We start from the raw sequence: 16,013 nt of genomic DNA on the forward strand, positions 1-16,013 counted from the left end.
AGCGGTCCGGCAGGGCCGGCTACAAGAAGCGAGGAGGAAGCATGAGCCACCAGGTGGAGAGCGTCCGCAGGTTGATCGCGGCGATCAATACCGGCAAGACCGACGACGTGGACGAGTACATCCACGAGGAGTACCTGAACCCCGCGACGCTCGAACACGGCATCGCCCAGGGGCCTCAGGCCTTCGCCCAGATCGTCGGCTGGGTGAAGGCGACCTTCTCCGAGGAGGCCCATCTGGAGGAGGTCCGTATCGAAGAGCGTGGCGAGTGGGTCAAGGCGTACCTGGTCCTCTACGGCCGCCACGTCGGCAACCTCGTCGGCATGGCACCCACGGGACGCAGGTTCGCCGGCGAGCAGGTCCATCTGTTCCGCTTCGTGGACGGCAAGATCCGGGACCATCGCGACTGGCCCGCCTTCCAGAGCACTCTCCGCCAACTGGGTGACCCCTGGCCGGAGAAGGGCGGCTGGCGTCCGTGACCGCGGACGATGACGCAGGGCAGCGAGGAGGGGCAGGGCGCTCCCCGACCGAACCCCCGTGAGGACAGCCATGTACACAGCCGACCTGGCAGAGGTATACCACCTCATCTACACCGGCCGGGGCAAGGACTACGCAACCGAAGCCAGGACCGTTGAGAAGCTGGTCCGCGCCCACAGCCCCGAAGCCGACTCCCTCCTCGACGTCGCGTGCGGGACGGGTGCCCACCTGGCCGCGTTCCAGTCCCGCTTCAGCCGCGTCGAGGGGCTGGAGTTCTCCCCGGACATGATCGCCGAGGCCCGCTCCCGGCGCCCCGGAATCACGATCTCCCGGGGCGACATGCGCGACTTCGACCTCGGCCGCCGCTTCGACACCGTCATCTGCATGGCGAGTTCGATCGCCTACCTGCGCTCCACCGGCGAACTGGGCCAAACGGTGGCCGCGATGGCACGTCACCTGAGACCGGGGGGAGTCATCGTCCTGGAACCGTGGGTCTTCCCCGAGAACTTCATCCCCGGCTACGTGGCGGCGGACATCGCCAGGGACGGCGACCGCACGGTCGCCCGCGTGTCCCACTCGCATCGCCGGGGCAGGAAGGTGCCGATGGTGGTGCACTACATCGTTGCCGATGCCCAGACCGGAATCCGCCACTTCACCGACACCCACACCCTGAGGCTCTTCGAACAGTCCGAGTACGAGTCCGCATTCGACCGCGCGGGCTGCGACGTCCACTACGAGCGCGACGCTCGCTTCCCTCTCGGCCTCTTCATCGGCCACGCACGCGTCCCGAACGAACGCTGACCGGTCCTGACCGGGGCCTGGGGCCCCGGTCAGGCCGCGTCCTGCTCCCAGGCCTCGCGCAGCGACACCTCAAGCGGAGTACGTGCCCGCCACCCCAACAGGTCCCACGCCTCCTCGACGTCCACCCGGATCCAATCGCCGCCGAGGCTCGCCACCGGCTGCCCGGTGTCACGGACCGCTCCCTCCGACAGCCCCGCCGCCCGGGTGAACAGTCGCACCAGGGTACGGATCTCGACGGCCCTGCCGCTGCCAAGATTCACCGCCCGGCCGACGGCCTCGGGCACCACAGCGGCTCGCAGGACGCCGTCGGCGGCATCACGCACGTCCACGAAGTCGCGGTGGGCCTTGGCAACGGCCACTCTGACGGTGCGACCGGACCGCGCCGATTCCCGCAGAGCGGCCAGGAGTTTGCCGAAAAAGGTGGCCGGCGAAGGATGGGGGCCGCACAAGTTGGGAAGACGAACCACCGTGGCGTCCACCCGGCCGGCGCGGGCGGCCCGAAGCACCGCGAGCGACCCGACCAGCCGCGTCCTGTCGTAAACGGTCCGGGGGGTCAGCGGCGTAGCGGCGCACAGCGACGTCCCCGGCGACTGCGGTCCGTACTCCAGCACCGTGCTCACATGCACCAGGCGCGGCCGGTGTGCCAGACCCGCCACCGCCGAAAGGAGAGTGTCGACGAGGTGAACGTTGGAAGCGGCCATCTCCTCCTCGGTGCGCTCCCAGCCGTCGGTGGCGTTGGCCGAGTCCACGGCGTTGACGACCACGTCGGCGCGGAACTCCTCGAGCAGGGCCGCGACCTGCCCGCGCGAGGCGTGGGCCACGTCCATACGTCGGAACTCCCCGCCGCGGATGTGGGACACGGGCGTCCGCGCGACCGCGAGCACGTCGTGCCCGCGTCTCCTGGCCAGGGAGTGCAGGTGGCGGCCCAGCCATCCGGTGCCGCCCAGGACGACGACGCGCCGGGGGCCTTCCCCGGCCTGGACGGTCGGGCTCAGACGATGCGCACGTCGGGGACGTAGAGGATCCACTTGCCCCCTTCCTGCCGGAAGCGCTGCTCCTTGGCCATGATCTCCTCCGAGTGGTTCCACGCGAAGAGCAGCGCGTAGTCGGGATAGGGGTCGGCGAAGGAGTCGGGGGTGCGCACCGGGATGTGGCTTCCCGGTGTGAGGCGTCCCTGCTTCGTCGGAGTCGTGTCACTGATGTAGGGCAGCAGGTCCGGGCCGATGCCGCAGTAGTTGAGCACGGTCGCGCTCTTGGCCGTGGCCCCGTATCCGGCGACGGTCTTCCCGGCCGCACGCAGTTCGCGCAGCAGGGCGACCAGACGCTCGCGGATCCCCCGGGCCCGCTCCGCGAAGCCGCGCAGGACCTCCAGAGTGGCGAGCCCGCGCCGCTCCTCCTCGGCGAGCAGTTCGTGCACCTCGCGGGCCACCGGTCTGCGCCCCTTCCGGGCCAGGGTGTAGCGCACCTCCCCGCCGTGGACCGGCAGGCGCTCGGCGTTGACCAGCTCGAAACCGAAGCGCCGCGCCATGGCGTCCACGGAGGTCACCGAGAAGAGGTAGAAGTGCTCGTCGTAGATCTGGTCGAAGGAGGTGCGGTCGATGACGTCACCGAGGTAGGGGTCCTCGAACACGAACACGCCGTCAGGACCGAGGAGGGCGTCGACACCGCGGAAGATCGAGTCCATGTAGGGGATGTGGCACACGGTGTTGGCCGCGTAGACGACGTCCGCCGCTCCGTCGGTCTTGCGGATGGTCAGCGCAGACGACTCCTGGAAGAATTCGGTTGTCACCCTGACCCCGTCCGCGCGGGCAAGCTGCGCGACGCCTCCCGAGGGCTCCACGCCCAGGTGCCGCACCCCTGCCCGCGAGATCGTCTTCAGCATGATCCCGTCGTTGCAGCCGATCTCGACGATGAACGGATCCCCCTGGGAGAGCTCGCCCGCCAACAACTCCTCGGCGGTGCGTTCGAAGTGGCGGCGCATCCTCGTGGAACCGGACGAGCGGTAGGGGTAGTCCTCGTGAAACATCCGGGTCCGGGGGACCTCCTCGACCAACTGCACCATGGCGCAGGAGGAGCACACCCCCACGGCGAGCCGGAAGAAGTACTCATCGTCGCGGCCGTCGGGTCCGAGGAACGCGTCGGACAGCGGTTGGCGGCCGAAATCGCAGAATTCCTCCACCCGACCATCACAGATACGGCATGCGAGCATCGTGTCAACCCCATCTCACGTCGGCGGCCCTGGTCGCGGGTGTGCCGCCTTCAGCTGCCGGCTCCCCGGCGACCCTCTGTCCCAGGCGGACCCAGCATGCGCGGCGCGGCTCGCGTCGTCCTCAATGTGCGCTGGACGCTACCGGCCCCGGACGGCCGAAGCCGGTCGGCGCAACCGCGTCAACTCCTCCAAGGCGGGCACGGCGTCGTTCGGTGCGGGCATGGCGAGCATCTCCCGGCGGACCCGCTGCGCCGCCTCCCGGTACGAGGGCTCGCGGAGCACCCTCAGCACGCTCGAACGCAGGGTCCGGGCGTTCAGTCGGCGCAGCGGAAGGGAGAGCACGGCTCCCGACATCTCGTAGTCGGCCCCCATCGACTCGGTGACCCATTCGTATCCGCACAGGAGAACCTGCGGTACGCCGTACAGTTCCGCGGTGAGTTTGGTCTGGTAGCCGCCGTGGTGCACGACAGCCGAACAGGTGGGGAGGACGGCGTCCAGCGGAAGGTAGTCGGCGACGACCACGTCCGCGGGGAGCGGAGGCATCTGCTCGCGCTGCTGCGGGGTGACAGCGGCGACGATTTCGACGGACTCGCCGGCCATCGCGGTAAAGAAGGAGAAGAGCACCTCGGTCAGGTCGAACAAGGCGTACTCGGCCTCAGCGATGGAGGTGCCCAGCGTCAGGCAGACCCGGGGCCGGTTCGGCGGCGGCAGGGCCGAGGCCGTGCGGCCTTTCCCGTAGTCGGAGGGCACATAGCGCACGGGGACCGTGGGAACCGGGGCGTCTGTGCGTGTGCTGGGCGCTCTGGTGTCGATGGTCCACTGCCCGGTCAGCAAGGACTCCTCGAAGCCGGAGGGGCTTTCCACGTCTTCCAGGAGCGCTCCCAGCCATTCGGCGGTGGGGTCCTCGCGCTGCTCGGGCGGTCGCTCCCCGGCCAGACGCAGGAAGTCGGTGCGAGTACGCACCTGCATCGACAGCTCGGGACCCGACACCATGCGGGCGTGCGCCGCTCCCGAGGCCACAGCCGCGACCGAAGCGGCGAAACACGTGTTCTCCCAGATCACCAGGTCGGGCTGCCAGCCGCGGGCCAGGGCGGTCAACGCCCGCACGAGAGTGATGTGGTTCAGGCGGGCGTAGAGGCAGGGAACCAGGATGCTCTCCTGCGCGAGAAGCTCCTCCCAGGTGGGCGGGGAGCCATCGGGCCCGCGTGTGCCGACGGCGGTGTAGTGGGCGATGGACTGGCGGTGGAAGTCGTCAAGCAGCTCCCAGATGGGCGGGGCGTCCAGCGGTGCCGTGGGCAGTCCGCTGCGGACCACGTCCTGGAGGACCGACCGCTTGCAGGCGGCGAGCACCTCGTGGCCAGCGGCCCGCAGCGCCCAGGCCATCGGGACGAGCTGATTGAAGTGAGACCCCTCGAACGCGGTGAAGAGAACCCTCATTGCGCGACCTCCGCGTGCTCGTGCGCGGCACGTCCCGCTGGCCACCGCCCGGGCGGCCCGTCCAGCACCACCGCGGGAAAACGCGCGATCCGGCCCGTCACCGCAGCCCTGGCGGCGTAGACGACGGAGGGCGGGCGGGAGTCGCGCGAGGCGCCCCGCGCCCCGCGCGTGGCCGCACGGCGCGCCAGACCGCGCACCACCGCTTCGGCACAGGTGTGCGCGAACGGGGCCAGCACACGGTCGTAGGGACCGAGCGGTAGCGCCGCCTCGCGGGTTCTGCCGGGGCCGCAGGGGTCGAAGCGGTCGGGTTCCGGGTAGACCGACGGGTCGCGGTTGGCGGCCGCGATCACGACGGCGACACGTTCACCCGCGGCTATCGACGCGCCAGGCGTGCGTAGAGCGCGCGGCAGGGTTCCCTCCCACAGCCGCACCGGCGGGTGCAGGCGACGCACTTCGTCCACGATTCGGCGGGTGCGCTCGGAGTCGTCGGCCACCCCCTCGACCTCCCCGGTAGTCCCGAACACCGTACGCACCGTGTGCACGACCAAGCCAGCGGCCGCGGGGGCCCCGGCAGCCGTGAGAAGCACGAGCAGGTCGGCGGCGGGAGACCGCGTCTGTTGGCCCACCGCGCGGACCGCGGCGAGCGCGTCGGACGCGGCGCGGTGGTCCGACAGTCGTTGAGGGCAGAACAACGCGTCGACCGCCGCGGCGGCCGCCGGGACCACGAGGGCGAGACGGTCGCGCTGCGCGGTGGACAGGCCGAACCCCTCGGCGATGACCGCCGCGGCGGTCCGTACGGTCAGTTCGACCAAGTCGGCGCGGAGCCGGGCCCCGGCGATGTACGTGGCGGCCAGGCGGTCCGAATGCTCCTGAGCCGCCGCGATCGGCGCCTCCGCGGCGGCGGCCACCCGGTCGAACCAGGCGCCGTCCGTGTGGGCCGCACGGTCCGGGGGCAGCGCTTCGGCGGGAAGCGCCTCCAGCACGGCTCTGCTCATGTCGTATCCGGCGACCACCAGGGGGCCGAGCGCGCTGCGCCGCGGCGCGGCCCCTGCGAAGGACCGTGCCTTCGCCCACCCCGCGGCCTGGACGGAACCGTCGGCGCACAGCAGCGCGGCGTAGGGGTCGCCCCTGAGCCGGCAGAGCCACTGGCCGGCGCGCTGTTCGTGCAGCGACTCCACGTCTTCGATCACTTCTCCGCCTTTCCGCCCCTCGGTGGCCTTGTGGCTGCACCGGTTCGAGGGGCAGGACGAATACAGCGGACAATGGTCTTCGGTCGAACTCGAAAACCACTTGAGTTTTCCTTGGAAACCGGAACCAGATTTCCTTATCCGGCAAAAGGGATTTTGTACACCCGGTTTTCTTCTCGTAGAGTGGCCACGAGAAGAGTCATTCACTGGCGTAATGATTGGGCGGTGGAGTCGCATGACGATTCTGGTGACGGGTGCGACGGGAAATGTCGGCCGCCATGTGGTGGCGCAACTGCTGGAGGCCGGGCAGCCGGTCAGGGCTTTGACCCGCAGGCCGGCGACCGCGAACCTGCCCGAAGGAGTCGAGGTGGTCGCAGGCGACCTCACCAAACCGGAGGGGCTCCGGTCTGCGTTCGAGGGGGTTGACCGGCTCTTCCTCTTCCCGGTGGCCGAGACCGCGGGCGAGGTGGTCCGCATGGCCCGCGAAGCGGGCGTGCGCCGTGTCGTCGTCCTGTCCTCGGTCTCCGCCGGCTACGAGTCGGGAGATCTCAGCGGAGACCACCACCGCGCCGTGGAGGTGGTGGTCGAGGCGTCGGGACTGGAATGGACACACCTACGACCGGGAGAGTTCATGGCGAACCTGTTGGACTGGGCGCCGTCGATCAGGTCCGAAGGTGTGGTGCGGGCGCCTTTCCCGGATGAGGAGAGCAACGCCGTGCACGAGGCCGACATCGCCGACGTGGCGGTGGCGGCTCTGCTGGACGACGGCCACGCCGGTAGGGCCTACGAAGTCAACGGCGGAGAGACCCTCACCCGACTCGAGCAGGTGCGCGTCATCGCGGAGGTGCTCGGCACAGAGATCCGCTTCGAGGAGCTCACCCGCGAACAGGCCCGCGAACTGTGGGTGTCCGAGGGGATGGCCCCCGAGCTCGCCGACTGGCTGCTGGGCACCGCCCAGGCCGACGGGGACGGGGACGAGGAATGGGGCGAGGAATGGGGCGAGGAGGAGAGCGAGCCGGGGCCGACGTGCGAGGCGGTGACCGGTCGACCGCCTCGCAGCTTCGCGCAGTGGGTGGCCGACCACCGGGACGACTTCCTCCCGAAGTCCTGACCGCCTCCCGGGGAAGGCTCCGGCGCTCGGGTCACCTGCCGACCGGAACCCGCCTGTAGCGCTCGGCGAGCCGTTCGAGCACGGGAACGATGTCGGAGGGGGAGGGCATCCGCGCCGTCTCGTCGCGCAGTCGACGGGCGTTGCGCGCGAACGCGGGATTGTCCAGCATGTCCGCGATCCGGTCCCGCAGCCACTCCACGTCAGGGTTGTGATCCCGTGCCACGTGCACTCCCGCCCCCTGCTCCGCCAGCTTGCGGCCCATGTGTTCGGTGTCGGCGAGGTCGCACGGGAAGATCATCTGGGGAATCCCCGCGGCCAGCGCGGAGCCGAACGTCCCGGCTCCGCCGTGGTGGATGATCGCCGAACACGTGGGAAGCAGGGCGTTGAGCGGGACGAAGTCGACGACGCGCACGTTGTCGGGAATCCGCTCCAGAGCCGAGGTCTGGGTTTCGTTGAGCGTGGCCACCACCTCGACGTCGAGCCGCTCCATCGCCAGGAGGAGCCGTTCCACCGGTGCCTCGTCCTCTTTGAGCACGTCGCGGAAACCCACCCCCAGGGTCAGACACACGCGGGGCCGCGCGGGGGGTTCCCGCAACCAGTGGGGAAGTGGCCGCTGGCCGTTGTAGGCCAGGTACCGCACCGGGACGTAGTGCATTTCGGGTGGGTCGGTCGGTGCCCGCATCCACAGCGGGCAGGGATTGACCGTGAAATCACCCAGGGCGACCCCTTCGTCGTAGTCCACCCCGTATCGGGCGAGGTGTCCGGCGAGCCAGTCGGCGAGGGGGTCGTCGCGCAGTTCTGGGGGACGCCCGGCCAGCCTGTCCCGGTGCACGGTGCGCATGGTGGCGATCACGTCGAGGCCGAACAGCATGACGCGCGCGCTGGCGGCGCCGCAGACCCGCGCGGCGATCGCCCCGGCGAAGGTGTGGGGTTCCCAGAGCACCAGGTCGGGCCGCCAGCGCAGGGCGACGTCCACCAGGTCGTCGACCATCTTGTCCTCGGACACGCTGTGGAACACGAACGGTGTCATCATGGTGAACAGGCCGTGCAGTCGATCGAACGGCTCCTGGGCCAGCGTCTGCGGAGCGATCAGGTCGAGGTCCATTCCGGCGTCGAGTTGCGCACCGCCGCCATCGTCGGCCTCGAACTCCTCGCCCACCGCGACCATGGACAGCCCGGCGGCGGTGACCTCCCGTTCCATTCCCGGATGCCCGGCGACGAGCACCTCGTGTCCGGCTCCCTGGAGGGCCCAGGCGATGTTGACCTGTGAGTAGAGATGCGTGGTCGCGGGGAAGGTGGTGATCAGTACCCGCATGTGAACCGCCCTTCGTCCCTGGCGTGTACCGTCACGTATGGCCGATGCGGGGGAAGTCCTCGCCGTCCAGCCGCTGGCCCGGAGCCATCCCGCGCAGATGCTCGTCCTGCACCCCCGGTCGGTAAGTGGCCCCGTCGTCGATGTAGATGACGCCGTTGCCCACCCGCCGTTCGTCGCTGTGGTTGTCTCCGGCCATGTGCACGGTGCGAAAGTGGTGGAAGGTCACGTCGCCGGCGCGCAACGGCACGGTAACCCTGGGGCGCCACGGGAAGTCCGGCCACACGTTCGGCATCGGCCGGTAGTCGGCGAAGCTCTCCATACGCGTCTGGCGGTCCGATTCGGGGCGCCGGTGGGAGCCGGGCACGAAACTCAGGCATCCGCGTTCGGCCGGGACGTCGCCCAGGGCGATCCACGCGGTCAGGGCGTTGTCCAGGTTGGCGAGAGGAAGTCCGGGCTCGTCGTCGTGGACCAGGGTCGGCAGTGCCGTCCGGGGCTCCTTGACGAGCAGGTCGCTGCTGTAGAGGCGCAGTGCGCAGCCTGCCAGTCGAAGCGCGATCGCCGTGATCCTGGGGTGGAGGGCCAGTTCGCGCAGGAGGGGCTCCTTCTGCCACGCGTGTTCGACGTAGTGGACCTGAACCTCTTCCTCGCTGGTCCCCCACACGACGGGTGACTCGGCGGCGTAGAGGCGGTCGGCGGCGGCCCGGTACCGTGCGACCTCCTCGCTTGTGAGCACACCGGGGACGTGCGCGAACCCCTGCTCACGGTAGTTTCGGACAAAGTCGTCTCCCACGGACTCCGCGGGGGAGTCGGCCGTCTGTGCGGTCATGTCGGGTCGCACCTCTCTCCGTGTTCCACTCGTGGTTCGGCCACAGGTCACCGACCGTCCTCGATCAGGGCGGTGACGCGCGCAGCGACATCGGAGGGCGTGGGCATGGCGAGCATCTCGGCCCGGACCTCACGCACTCTGCGCCGGAGGTCCTCCTCCAGCAACCGGGCGAACTGGACCTCGCCCACCGAGTCGGGGGCAGCGCTCACCCCGACCCCCGCCTTCTCCACGGCGTCGGCGGCGATCCTCTGGTAGGACCCCTGCGGGATGACGCACTGGGGGACGCCGCAGGCCAGTGCGGTCAGCATGGTCCCGGTACCGCCGTGGTGGATGATCGCCGACGCTGTCGCCAGGAGGGCGTCAAGCGGAATCCACTCGACCAGCCGCACGTTGCCGGGAAGTTCGCCGAGCAGTTCGGGGTCACCGCCCCCCAGGGTGACGACGAACTCCGCGTCGGTCCTCCCCGCCTCGGAGAGGAGAGGGGCGAGCACGGCGATCCCATCGAACATCGCCTCGATCGAGCCGAGGGTGACAACGATTCTGGGGGAATCCGAGGGCCGGGAGAGCCACTCCGGCAGGGCCATGGTCCCGTTGTGGGGCAGGAACCTCATCGGCCACGCGCCTCGCGGGCGCTTGTCCGTATCGAGAGCCTCGGCGAGGCTCGGCGGCAGCGTGCTGACACGCGCAGCCGGGGCGGGAGGGGCGCCCTCGGCGCGGCTCATCGCCGCACGGACGTCGGTAGCCATGCCCGGGGCGCTGTCTTCCGGTCCCAGCGGAAGTTCGATCCACGGCACCCCCAGCGTTTCGGCCGCGCACGGACCGCCGCCCTGGAGGACCGGGGAGACCACCAGGTCGGGCCGCCATTCCCGGGCGGCCCGCACGATGCCGTCGACCATGAAGTCCGAGACGCGGCCGAACAACCGGGCCAGCTCTGCCCCGGCCGGATCGTGACTGAAGACCGGACGGTCCCCGTCAATCCCCTCGGGCATGAACACCTCGGCGTAGTCCAGCCCGGGAGTGGCGTCGACGGTGTTGAAGCCGGCCTCGGCCGCGGCAAGACTGAGTCCCCCGGTGGCGTAGCGAACCTCGTGTCCTGCTGCCCGCAGCGCCTGGGCCAGCGGCACCGTCGGGAACAGGTGTCCCAGACCAGGTGACGGAGTGAACAGTACTTTCATCGTCTCAGAGATCCTTGTCCTCACTGCCCTGTGTCGACCACATCCTGACGAGCCCCGCTCTCGGACCGCTCGACACGGACTGGAGGTCCGGTTGCTTCTGGCCCGCGCCGCCCCGGGCGACACGCACCGGAAGCAACCGGACCTCGGTGCGTTCTCGAGGGGGGAACGGCACGGTGGAACCGGCATCACGGGCCGTCGAGGGAGTACCCCATGCGTGTCCTATTTGTTCCTTTTGCCGTGAACGCTCATGTGTACGCCCAGGTCCCCCTGGCATGGGCGTTGAAGACCGCCGGACATGAGGTGTGTTTCGCCGCGCAGCCCGACGTCGTGGACACCGTGCTGCGCGCAGGTCTTCCCGCGGCCGCGGTCGGAGACGCACTCGACTTCTCCGGCATGATGGCCACGGACGACCGCGACGAGCCCGAGGAGTTGCGTGGCGGCGCCTGGCTGGAAGTTCTCAACATCGACGAACTCCGCCCTGAACGCCTCACCTACGACCACCTGCACGGGGTCCTGACCGGGTGGGCCGGGATGATCCATCCGGCGTCCAATCCGCCCGAACTCATGGACGCCTATGTCGACTTCGCCCGGAGCTGGAAGCCCGACCTGGTGGTCTGGGACATGATGAGTCACGTGGGACCGGTGGCCGCGCGGGCCTCCGGAGCCGCCCACGCGCGCCTGCTGTTCGGATGCATGGACTTGATGGGCATGGTCCGCGCCCGCTACCTGGACCTCCTGCGCCGCATGCCCGCGGTGACACACGACGACCCGGCTCGGGAGTGGCTCTCCTGGTCCCTGGAGCGGTACGGCTGCGCGTTCGCGGAGGACGTCGTGACCGGTCAGTGGACCATCGACCCCCTGCCGGCGTCCCTGGGGCTCAACGTTCCGGGGCTGCGCGTACCGATGCGCTACGTTCCCTACAACGGCCTGTCCGCTCTTCCTGAGTGGCTGTGGGAGCCACCGAAGCGGCCACGGGTCTGCCTGACCCTGGGGACGACCTTCCGCGAGGAGATGGGCGGGGACAGGGCGTCAGTGGCTGACCTGGTCGAGGCGGTCGCCGACCTCGATGTCGAAGTGGTCGCCACGCTGGACGCCGGGCAACTGGCCGCGGTCGGAGAACTGCCCGACAACGTGCGGGCCGTCGACTTCGTCCCGCTCAACGAGCTACTGCCCTCATGTTCCGCGATGATCAGCCACGGCGGCTCAGGCACGGTGCTCAACGCGCTGGTGCACGGAGTCCCACAGATCATGCTGCCCACGAGTGTGTGGTGCAACGAGCCCAAGGCCCACCGCATCGCGCAGGCCGGAGCCGGGATCGCGGGCAGCGCCGACGCCGTCACCGCGCACGAGACACGTGGCATGCTGATCCGCCTTCTGGAGGACCCGTCCTTCGCAGAGGGTGCCGCTCAGTTGAGAACCGAGATCCTGAGCATGCCCTCGCCCACGGCGATCGTTGCGGCCCTGGAGCGGCTGACCGCCGAGCACCGCGCGGCCTGAGGCCGATCGACCCGCCCGGCCCCGGTGGAGGGGGCCGGGCGGGTCTCACAGCTGGACGGCACTTTGCAGCGCCTCGACGGCCTCCTCAGCCGAATCCACCAGCACAGGGCGGGGAATCGGCAGGATGAAGCGCCCGCCTCCCGCCAGGAACCCGGACTCCTTCCGGAGAATCTCCTCTGCGTAGTTCCAGGCCAACAGCAGGTAGTGATCGGGGCCGCGCAGCCTCGCCTCCTGCGGAGAGCAGACCGGGACGTGCGTGCCGGGTAGCAGTTTGCCCTGCTTGAGAGGCGTGGTGTCACTGCAGAAGGCCACCACGTCGCGGCCGAGACCGCAGACGTTGAGAATCGTGTTCCCCTTGGCCGGCGCCCCGTAGCCCGCCACGGTGCCGCCCTCCGTCGCGATCCCGCGCACGATCCGGGGCAGTTCCTCGCACACCCGCATCACATCCTCGGCGAAGCGCCGGTAGACCCTGTCCCCGTACAACCCGAAGTCGTGCTCCAGGCCGCGAAGACGCTCCACTGCCGCAGTGCTCCTCCACTTCGAGCCCCGACGAGCCATGAACACGAGGACGGACCCACCGTGCACGGAGGAACGCGCCACGTCGACGATACGCATCCTGTGCCGCTCCGCGAGGACGGAGAGCGTGCCCACCGAGAAGTACGACAGGTGCTCGTGGTAGATGGTGTCGAAGGCCGTCGTGGCCAACATGTCGAGCACGTAGGGCACCTCGACCGCGAAGACACCGTCCGGGACGAGCAGCCGCTCAGCACCGTCCAGCACCCCGGCCAGGTCGTCGATGTGGGCGAAGACGTGCCTGCCCAGCAGGAGTTTGGCCGCGCCGTGGGAGTCGCGCACGGCCGCGGCGGTGTCGACGGAGAAGAACTCGGGCACCGTGGGTATGCCGTTGGCCTCGGCCACGTCGGCGAGGTTGCGCGCGGGGTCCACGCCGACCACCCGCATGCCCTTCCCCGCGAACAGCCTGAGCTGTCCGCCGATGTTGCTCCCCATCTCCACAACCAGGTCGCCCGCCTCGGGACCGAAGCGTTCGCAGAACAAATCCACCACGTTCCGCATGTGACGCCTGATCGTCTCCGATTCAGGAGTGATGTAGAGGTAGTCGCGGTAGAGGATCTCCGGATCGACGACATGGTCGAGGCTCATCAGGCGGCAGGCACGGCAGGAGAGCACCCGCAAGGGGAAGTAGGGTTCGTCACCGTGGGAGGACGCCGGGTCAAGGAACCGGTTGGCCAGGGGAACCAGGCCCAAGGATAGGACCTCCTGCCAGTCCGTGGCCCCGCAGACGCGGCAACCGGCGACTTCGCGGGCGCCTGGGATCACATCCATGCTTCCAGCCTTTCTGACGGTTCTGCCGGTGCCGGCGGTGCTGCCACAGCGGCGGCCCCGGTCCCGGGGCCAGTCCACAGCCACGGAAACAGGGCGATGCTCCGGGTGACCGGGGACCGGGGACGGTGGTGCACCGGTCCGGTGGCGTACGGCCTCGGGACCGTGTCGGCCAAGCCGCGCAGCCCGGTCACGGCCAACCGCCGGACCAGCGGCGCAATGATGCCCAGCGGCGTGGCCGGGTGCAGCGTCACGTGGAGGGCGCTTTCTGAGCGCCCTGGGACAAAGGAGTCCGGAAGGTCGAACACCGCGGGATCGCGATGAACCGCGTCGGTGAGTACGACCACCTCGTCCCCCGCCGCGATCCGTGCGCCGTTCGGCGCTGTCAGCGCCTCGTGCGCGAAGAGACGGTGGACGCGGACCGGTGGGTCGACCCTCAGGGTCTCCTCGACCGCGTCGGCGGCGGCCTCGGGGCCGCGGACCGCGGTGAGACCCTCGGGGCCGTCGAGCAGTTTCTCCACGGCACGGCCTACGAGGTTGACCGCAGCCTCGACCCCGCAGGCCCCCAGCAGGACCGCCACGGCCACCGCGTCCTCTTCGGGGTCGGTCGATCCGGCGCGCTCCGCGGCCTTGAGCACCGCGCCGATCGGCCCGTCGGGCGCGGCCCGACGCCGAGACGACGCGAGGCGAACCATGCCCGCCAGCGCCGACTCCAGAGTGCGCGCGGTCTCCAACCGGGGCGGGCACAGGGTCGCGTCCAGTGCTCCAGCCGCCGCGGCGGACAAGGCCGCGAAGCGGGAGGCGTCCGCTCCCTCAAACCCCAGGACGGCTGCCGCCGCCCCGGCAGCCCAAGGCCGGACAGCGTCCTGGACCAGATCGAACCCCGTGTCCGCCCCGCCCTCGCGCTCCCTGACGGACACCGCCGGAAGCGCCCGGCACTGTCCGGAGAGGACGGCGGCCGCAGCACCCAGCCGCGCGCAGTCGTCCCGCCCGGGGGCGGCGGGAAGACCCCGCAGGGGTACCGCCTCGCGCAGGGAGATCGGCGTACCGAGCGCGGGATCGCGCTGCTCCGCAACCGTCGCCTCGGTCACAGGCGGGGGCGCGGCCTGGAGCCGGCTGTCCTCAAGGAGCGACCGGGCGGTGTCCAGGGTGGTCGCCACCCACGCCCCTGTGCTGCTGCGGTGCAGCGGACCGCGGTCACGGGCCCGTTCCCCGAGCCTGCCGGGGGACTCCTCGCCGCCGCGCAGCACCAGAGCATAGGGGTCGTTCCTGGTCCCCAGCAGCCACTGGCGGCCACGCAGTGTCTGCAGTACCAGCCCCAGGCCGCTGTCGGGGATCGTCTGCGTCATACACACCTCACTGGCAGAACCGTGGATTTGGCGCTCCGGGCCCGCGCCCGGGACCGCTCAGGTCAAAGACAGGCCGCCGTCCACCGGGACCGTGACCCCGGTGGCGTAGGCGGCGTCCGGGCCCGCAAGCCAGGTCACCCAGGAAGCGACCTCCTCCACGGTGCCCACCCGCCCTGCCGGGGCCCGCGAGCCCATGGACGAGAGAAGGCCCCGGTAGGCGTCGGCGGGCATGCCGGCTCGGACGGCGCCGCCGCTGTCCACCACACCGGGTGCCACACCGACGACGCGTATGCCGCGCGGTGCCAACTCCACGGCCCAGGTTCGCGTGAGGAAGTCGAGGGCGGCCTTGCTCGCCCCGTACACTCCCGCCCCCGGCCACGCGCGGCTGCCTCGGGAGCCCGACGAACTGACGTTCACCACGGTTCCCCGACGCCTCTCCAGGGCGTCCAGCGCCTGCCTGGTCAGCATGACGGGGGCGACCAGGTTCGTCTCGACCAGCTCCGTGACCTTCTCGCGCCCGGTCTCGCGCAGCCCGCCATAGGCTGACACGGCCGCGTTGTTCACCAGGACGTCGACACCCCCGAAGAACCTGACCGCCGTGTCGACGATCCTTGCCGGAGCGTCCTCGTCAGTGACGTCGGCCTCCATCGTCCGGATTCTGGGACGGTCCCCCGCGGTCTCGGCCAGCGCCGATCCGGTCCGTCCGACGGCGAGTACACCGGCTCCCCGGGCGGCGAAGGCTCGTGCCACCGCACGCCCGATGCCGAAACTGGCTCCGGTCACGATCACCCCCTGCGGGGCGGTACCTCCTTGTGCAGCGCTCATGGTCGCACCCTAGGAACGGCGGGTCGAATCGCGCTCGACCCCGGAGGTCCCGTCATGTGCGACCGTCCGCTTCCGGATGAGTAGGACGCCGTTCTCACGGACCAGCACGTCCTCGCACATACACACGGCCCGCAACTGCGGGGCGGCGCCGTCCGCCGTGGAGACGACCAGGACCTGGAGGCGGCACACGAGGCTCCCGTCGTCCGCAGAGCGGACCGAGGGAACGCCGAACACATGCCGCCGCTGGACGCCCGCGGCCCTGCTCTCGGCCGTGGCCCGCCGTCTGCCTTCGGTGATGGCCGTGCGTCCCCGTACCGGTGCGGGAATCCCTGTCGAGAAGAACACCCCGTCCTCGGTGAAGGTCCGCGCCCATTCCTCGGCGCCCCCCTCGTCGAGCAGACGGGACTGCTCCGCGTAGAACAACTGGAGTTCGGCGAGATCCGTCGCGGAGAGCACGGCCGTCCTC

General features: G+C 70.2%; 15 protein-coding genes. 4 read left to right on the forward strand and 11 right to left on the reverse strand.

All coding sequences use genetic code 11. The annotated features are described in order from the left end of the window. Window positions 1-41 precede the first annotated feature (41 nt). Window positions 42-476 carry an ester cyclase gene (locus FOF52_RS07425; RefSeq protein ID WP_248593086.1) on the forward strand — a complete coding sequence of 145 codons (435 nt, stop codon included), beginning with the start codon at window positions 42-44 and terminating at the stop codon, window positions 474-476. Window positions 477-546: 70 nt separating this feature from the next. Next, window positions 547-1,275, forward strand: a complete 729-nt coding sequence (locus FOF52_RS07430) for a class I SAM-dependent DNA methyltransferase (RefSeq protein ID WP_248593087.1) — start codon at window positions 547-549, stop codon at window positions 1,273-1,275. A gap of 29 nt (window positions 1,276-1,304) precedes the next feature. Here FOF52_RS07430 and FOF52_RS07435 read toward each other — a convergent pair whose 3' ends face one another. The 4 genes from FOF52_RS07435 to FOF52_RS07450 all read right to left on the reverse strand — a co-directional run bounded on the left by FOF52_RS07435 (window position 1,305) and on the right by FOF52_RS07450 (window position 6,111). Next, the gene (locus FOF52_RS07435) at window positions 1,305-2,303 is read right to left on the reverse strand and encodes an NAD-dependent epimerase/dehydratase family protein (protein WP_248593088.1); all 999 of its coding nucleotides are present in this window, start codon (window positions 2,301-2,303) and stop codon (window positions 1,305-1,307) included. Beyond that, window positions 2,267-3,484, reverse strand: coding sequence for a class I SAM-dependent methyltransferase (locus tag FOF52_RS07440; RefSeq protein WP_248593089.1), 1,218 nt, complete (start codon window positions 3,482-3,484; stop codon window positions 2,267-2,269). The genes FOF52_RS07435 and FOF52_RS07440 overlap by 37 nt, the downstream gene beginning before the upstream one ends. Before the next feature lie 138 nt (window positions 3,485-3,622). After that, window positions 3,623-4,921: a nucleotide disphospho-sugar-binding domain-containing protein gene (locus FOF52_RS07445; protein ID WP_248593090.1), complete on the reverse strand. Its 1,299-nt coding sequence runs from the start codon at window positions 4,919-4,921 to the stop codon at window positions 3,623-3,625. Next, the gene (locus FOF52_RS07450) at window positions 4,918-6,111 is read right to left on the reverse strand and encodes a cytochrome P450 (RefSeq protein ID WP_248593091.1); all 1,194 of its coding nucleotides are present in this window, start codon (window positions 6,109-6,111) and stop codon (window positions 4,918-4,920) included. The genes FOF52_RS07445 and FOF52_RS07450 overlap by 4 nt, the downstream gene beginning before the upstream one ends. A gap of 232 nt (window positions 6,112-6,343) precedes the next feature. Here FOF52_RS07450 and FOF52_RS07455 point away from each other — a divergent pair, with 232 nt between their 5' ends. After that, window positions 6,344-7,219 (forward strand): NAD(P)H-binding protein, encoded by an 876-nt coding sequence (locus FOF52_RS07455; protein ID WP_248593092.1) that lies wholly within the window; start codon window positions 6,344-6,346, stop codon window positions 7,217-7,219. 31 nt (window positions 7,220-7,250) lie between these two features. Here the strand turns inward: FOF52_RS07455 and FOF52_RS07460 are convergent, their stop codons facing one another. Genes FOF52_RS07460 through FOF52_RS07470 form a run of 3 tightly spaced genes read right to left on the reverse strand, consistent with a single transcriptional unit; the run spans window position 7,251 to window position 10,535 of the window. Continuing rightward, window positions 7,251-8,534: an activator-dependent family glycosyltransferase gene (locus FOF52_RS07460; RefSeq protein WP_248593093.1), complete on the reverse strand. Its 1,284-nt coding sequence runs from the start codon at window positions 8,532-8,534 to the stop codon at window positions 7,251-7,253. 31 nt (window positions 8,535-8,565) lie between these two features. Further along, the gene (locus tag FOF52_RS07465; RefSeq protein WP_248593094.1) at window positions 8,566-9,360 is read right to left on the reverse strand and encodes a phytanoyl-CoA dioxygenase family protein; all 795 of its coding nucleotides are present in this window, start codon (window positions 9,358-9,360) and stop codon (window positions 8,566-8,568) included. Between the two features lie 47 nt (window positions 9,361-9,407). Further along, window positions 9,408-10,535: a glycosyltransferase gene (locus FOF52_RS07470; RefSeq protein ID WP_248593095.1), complete on the reverse strand. Its 1,128-nt coding sequence runs from the start codon at window positions 10,533-10,535 to the stop codon at window positions 9,408-9,410. Between the two features lie 210 nt (window positions 10,536-10,745). Here FOF52_RS07470 and FOF52_RS07475 point away from each other — a divergent pair, with 210 nt between their 5' ends. Further along, window positions 10,746-12,032, forward strand: coding sequence for an activator-dependent family glycosyltransferase (locus tag FOF52_RS07475; RefSeq protein WP_282573926.1), 1,287 nt, complete (start codon window positions 10,746-10,748; stop codon window positions 12,030-12,032). Between the two features lie 45 nt (window positions 12,033-12,077). Here FOF52_RS07475 and FOF52_RS07480 read toward each other — a convergent pair whose 3' ends face one another. The 4 genes from FOF52_RS07480 to FOF52_RS07495 are packed head-to-tail and all read right to left on the reverse strand — an operon-like array spanning window position 12,078 to window position 16,003. After that, entirely contained in the window at window positions 12,078-13,376 is a 1,299-nt protein-coding gene (locus FOF52_RS07480; protein ID WP_282573927.1) for a class I SAM-dependent methyltransferase, read from the reverse strand. Continuing rightward, window positions 13,367-14,722, reverse strand: coding sequence for a cytochrome P450 family protein (locus FOF52_RS07485; protein ID WP_248593098.1), 1,356 nt, complete (start codon window positions 14,720-14,722; stop codon window positions 13,367-13,369). Before FOF52_RS07485 ends, FOF52_RS07480 begins: the two co-directional genes overlap by 10 nt. 57 nt (window positions 14,723-14,779) lie before the next feature. Further along, window positions 14,780-15,547 carry an SDR family NAD(P)-dependent oxidoreductase gene (locus tag FOF52_RS07490; protein WP_248593099.1) on the reverse strand — a complete coding sequence of 256 codons (768 nt, stop codon included), beginning with the start codon at window positions 15,545-15,547 and terminating at the stop codon, window positions 14,780-14,782. A 9-nt stretch (window positions 15,548-15,556) separates the two neighbouring features. Continuing rightward, window positions 15,557-16,003, reverse strand: a complete 447-nt coding sequence (locus tag FOF52_RS07495) for a nuclear transport factor 2 family protein (protein ID WP_248593100.1) — start codon at window positions 16,001-16,003, stop codon at window positions 15,557-15,559. Between the last annotated feature and the right edge of the window lie 10 nt (window positions 16,004-16,013).

Source organism: Thermobifida alba, assembly GCF_023208015.1.
GTDB lineage: Bacteria > Actinomycetota > Actinomycetes > Streptosporangiales > Streptosporangiaceae > Thermobifida > Thermobifida alba.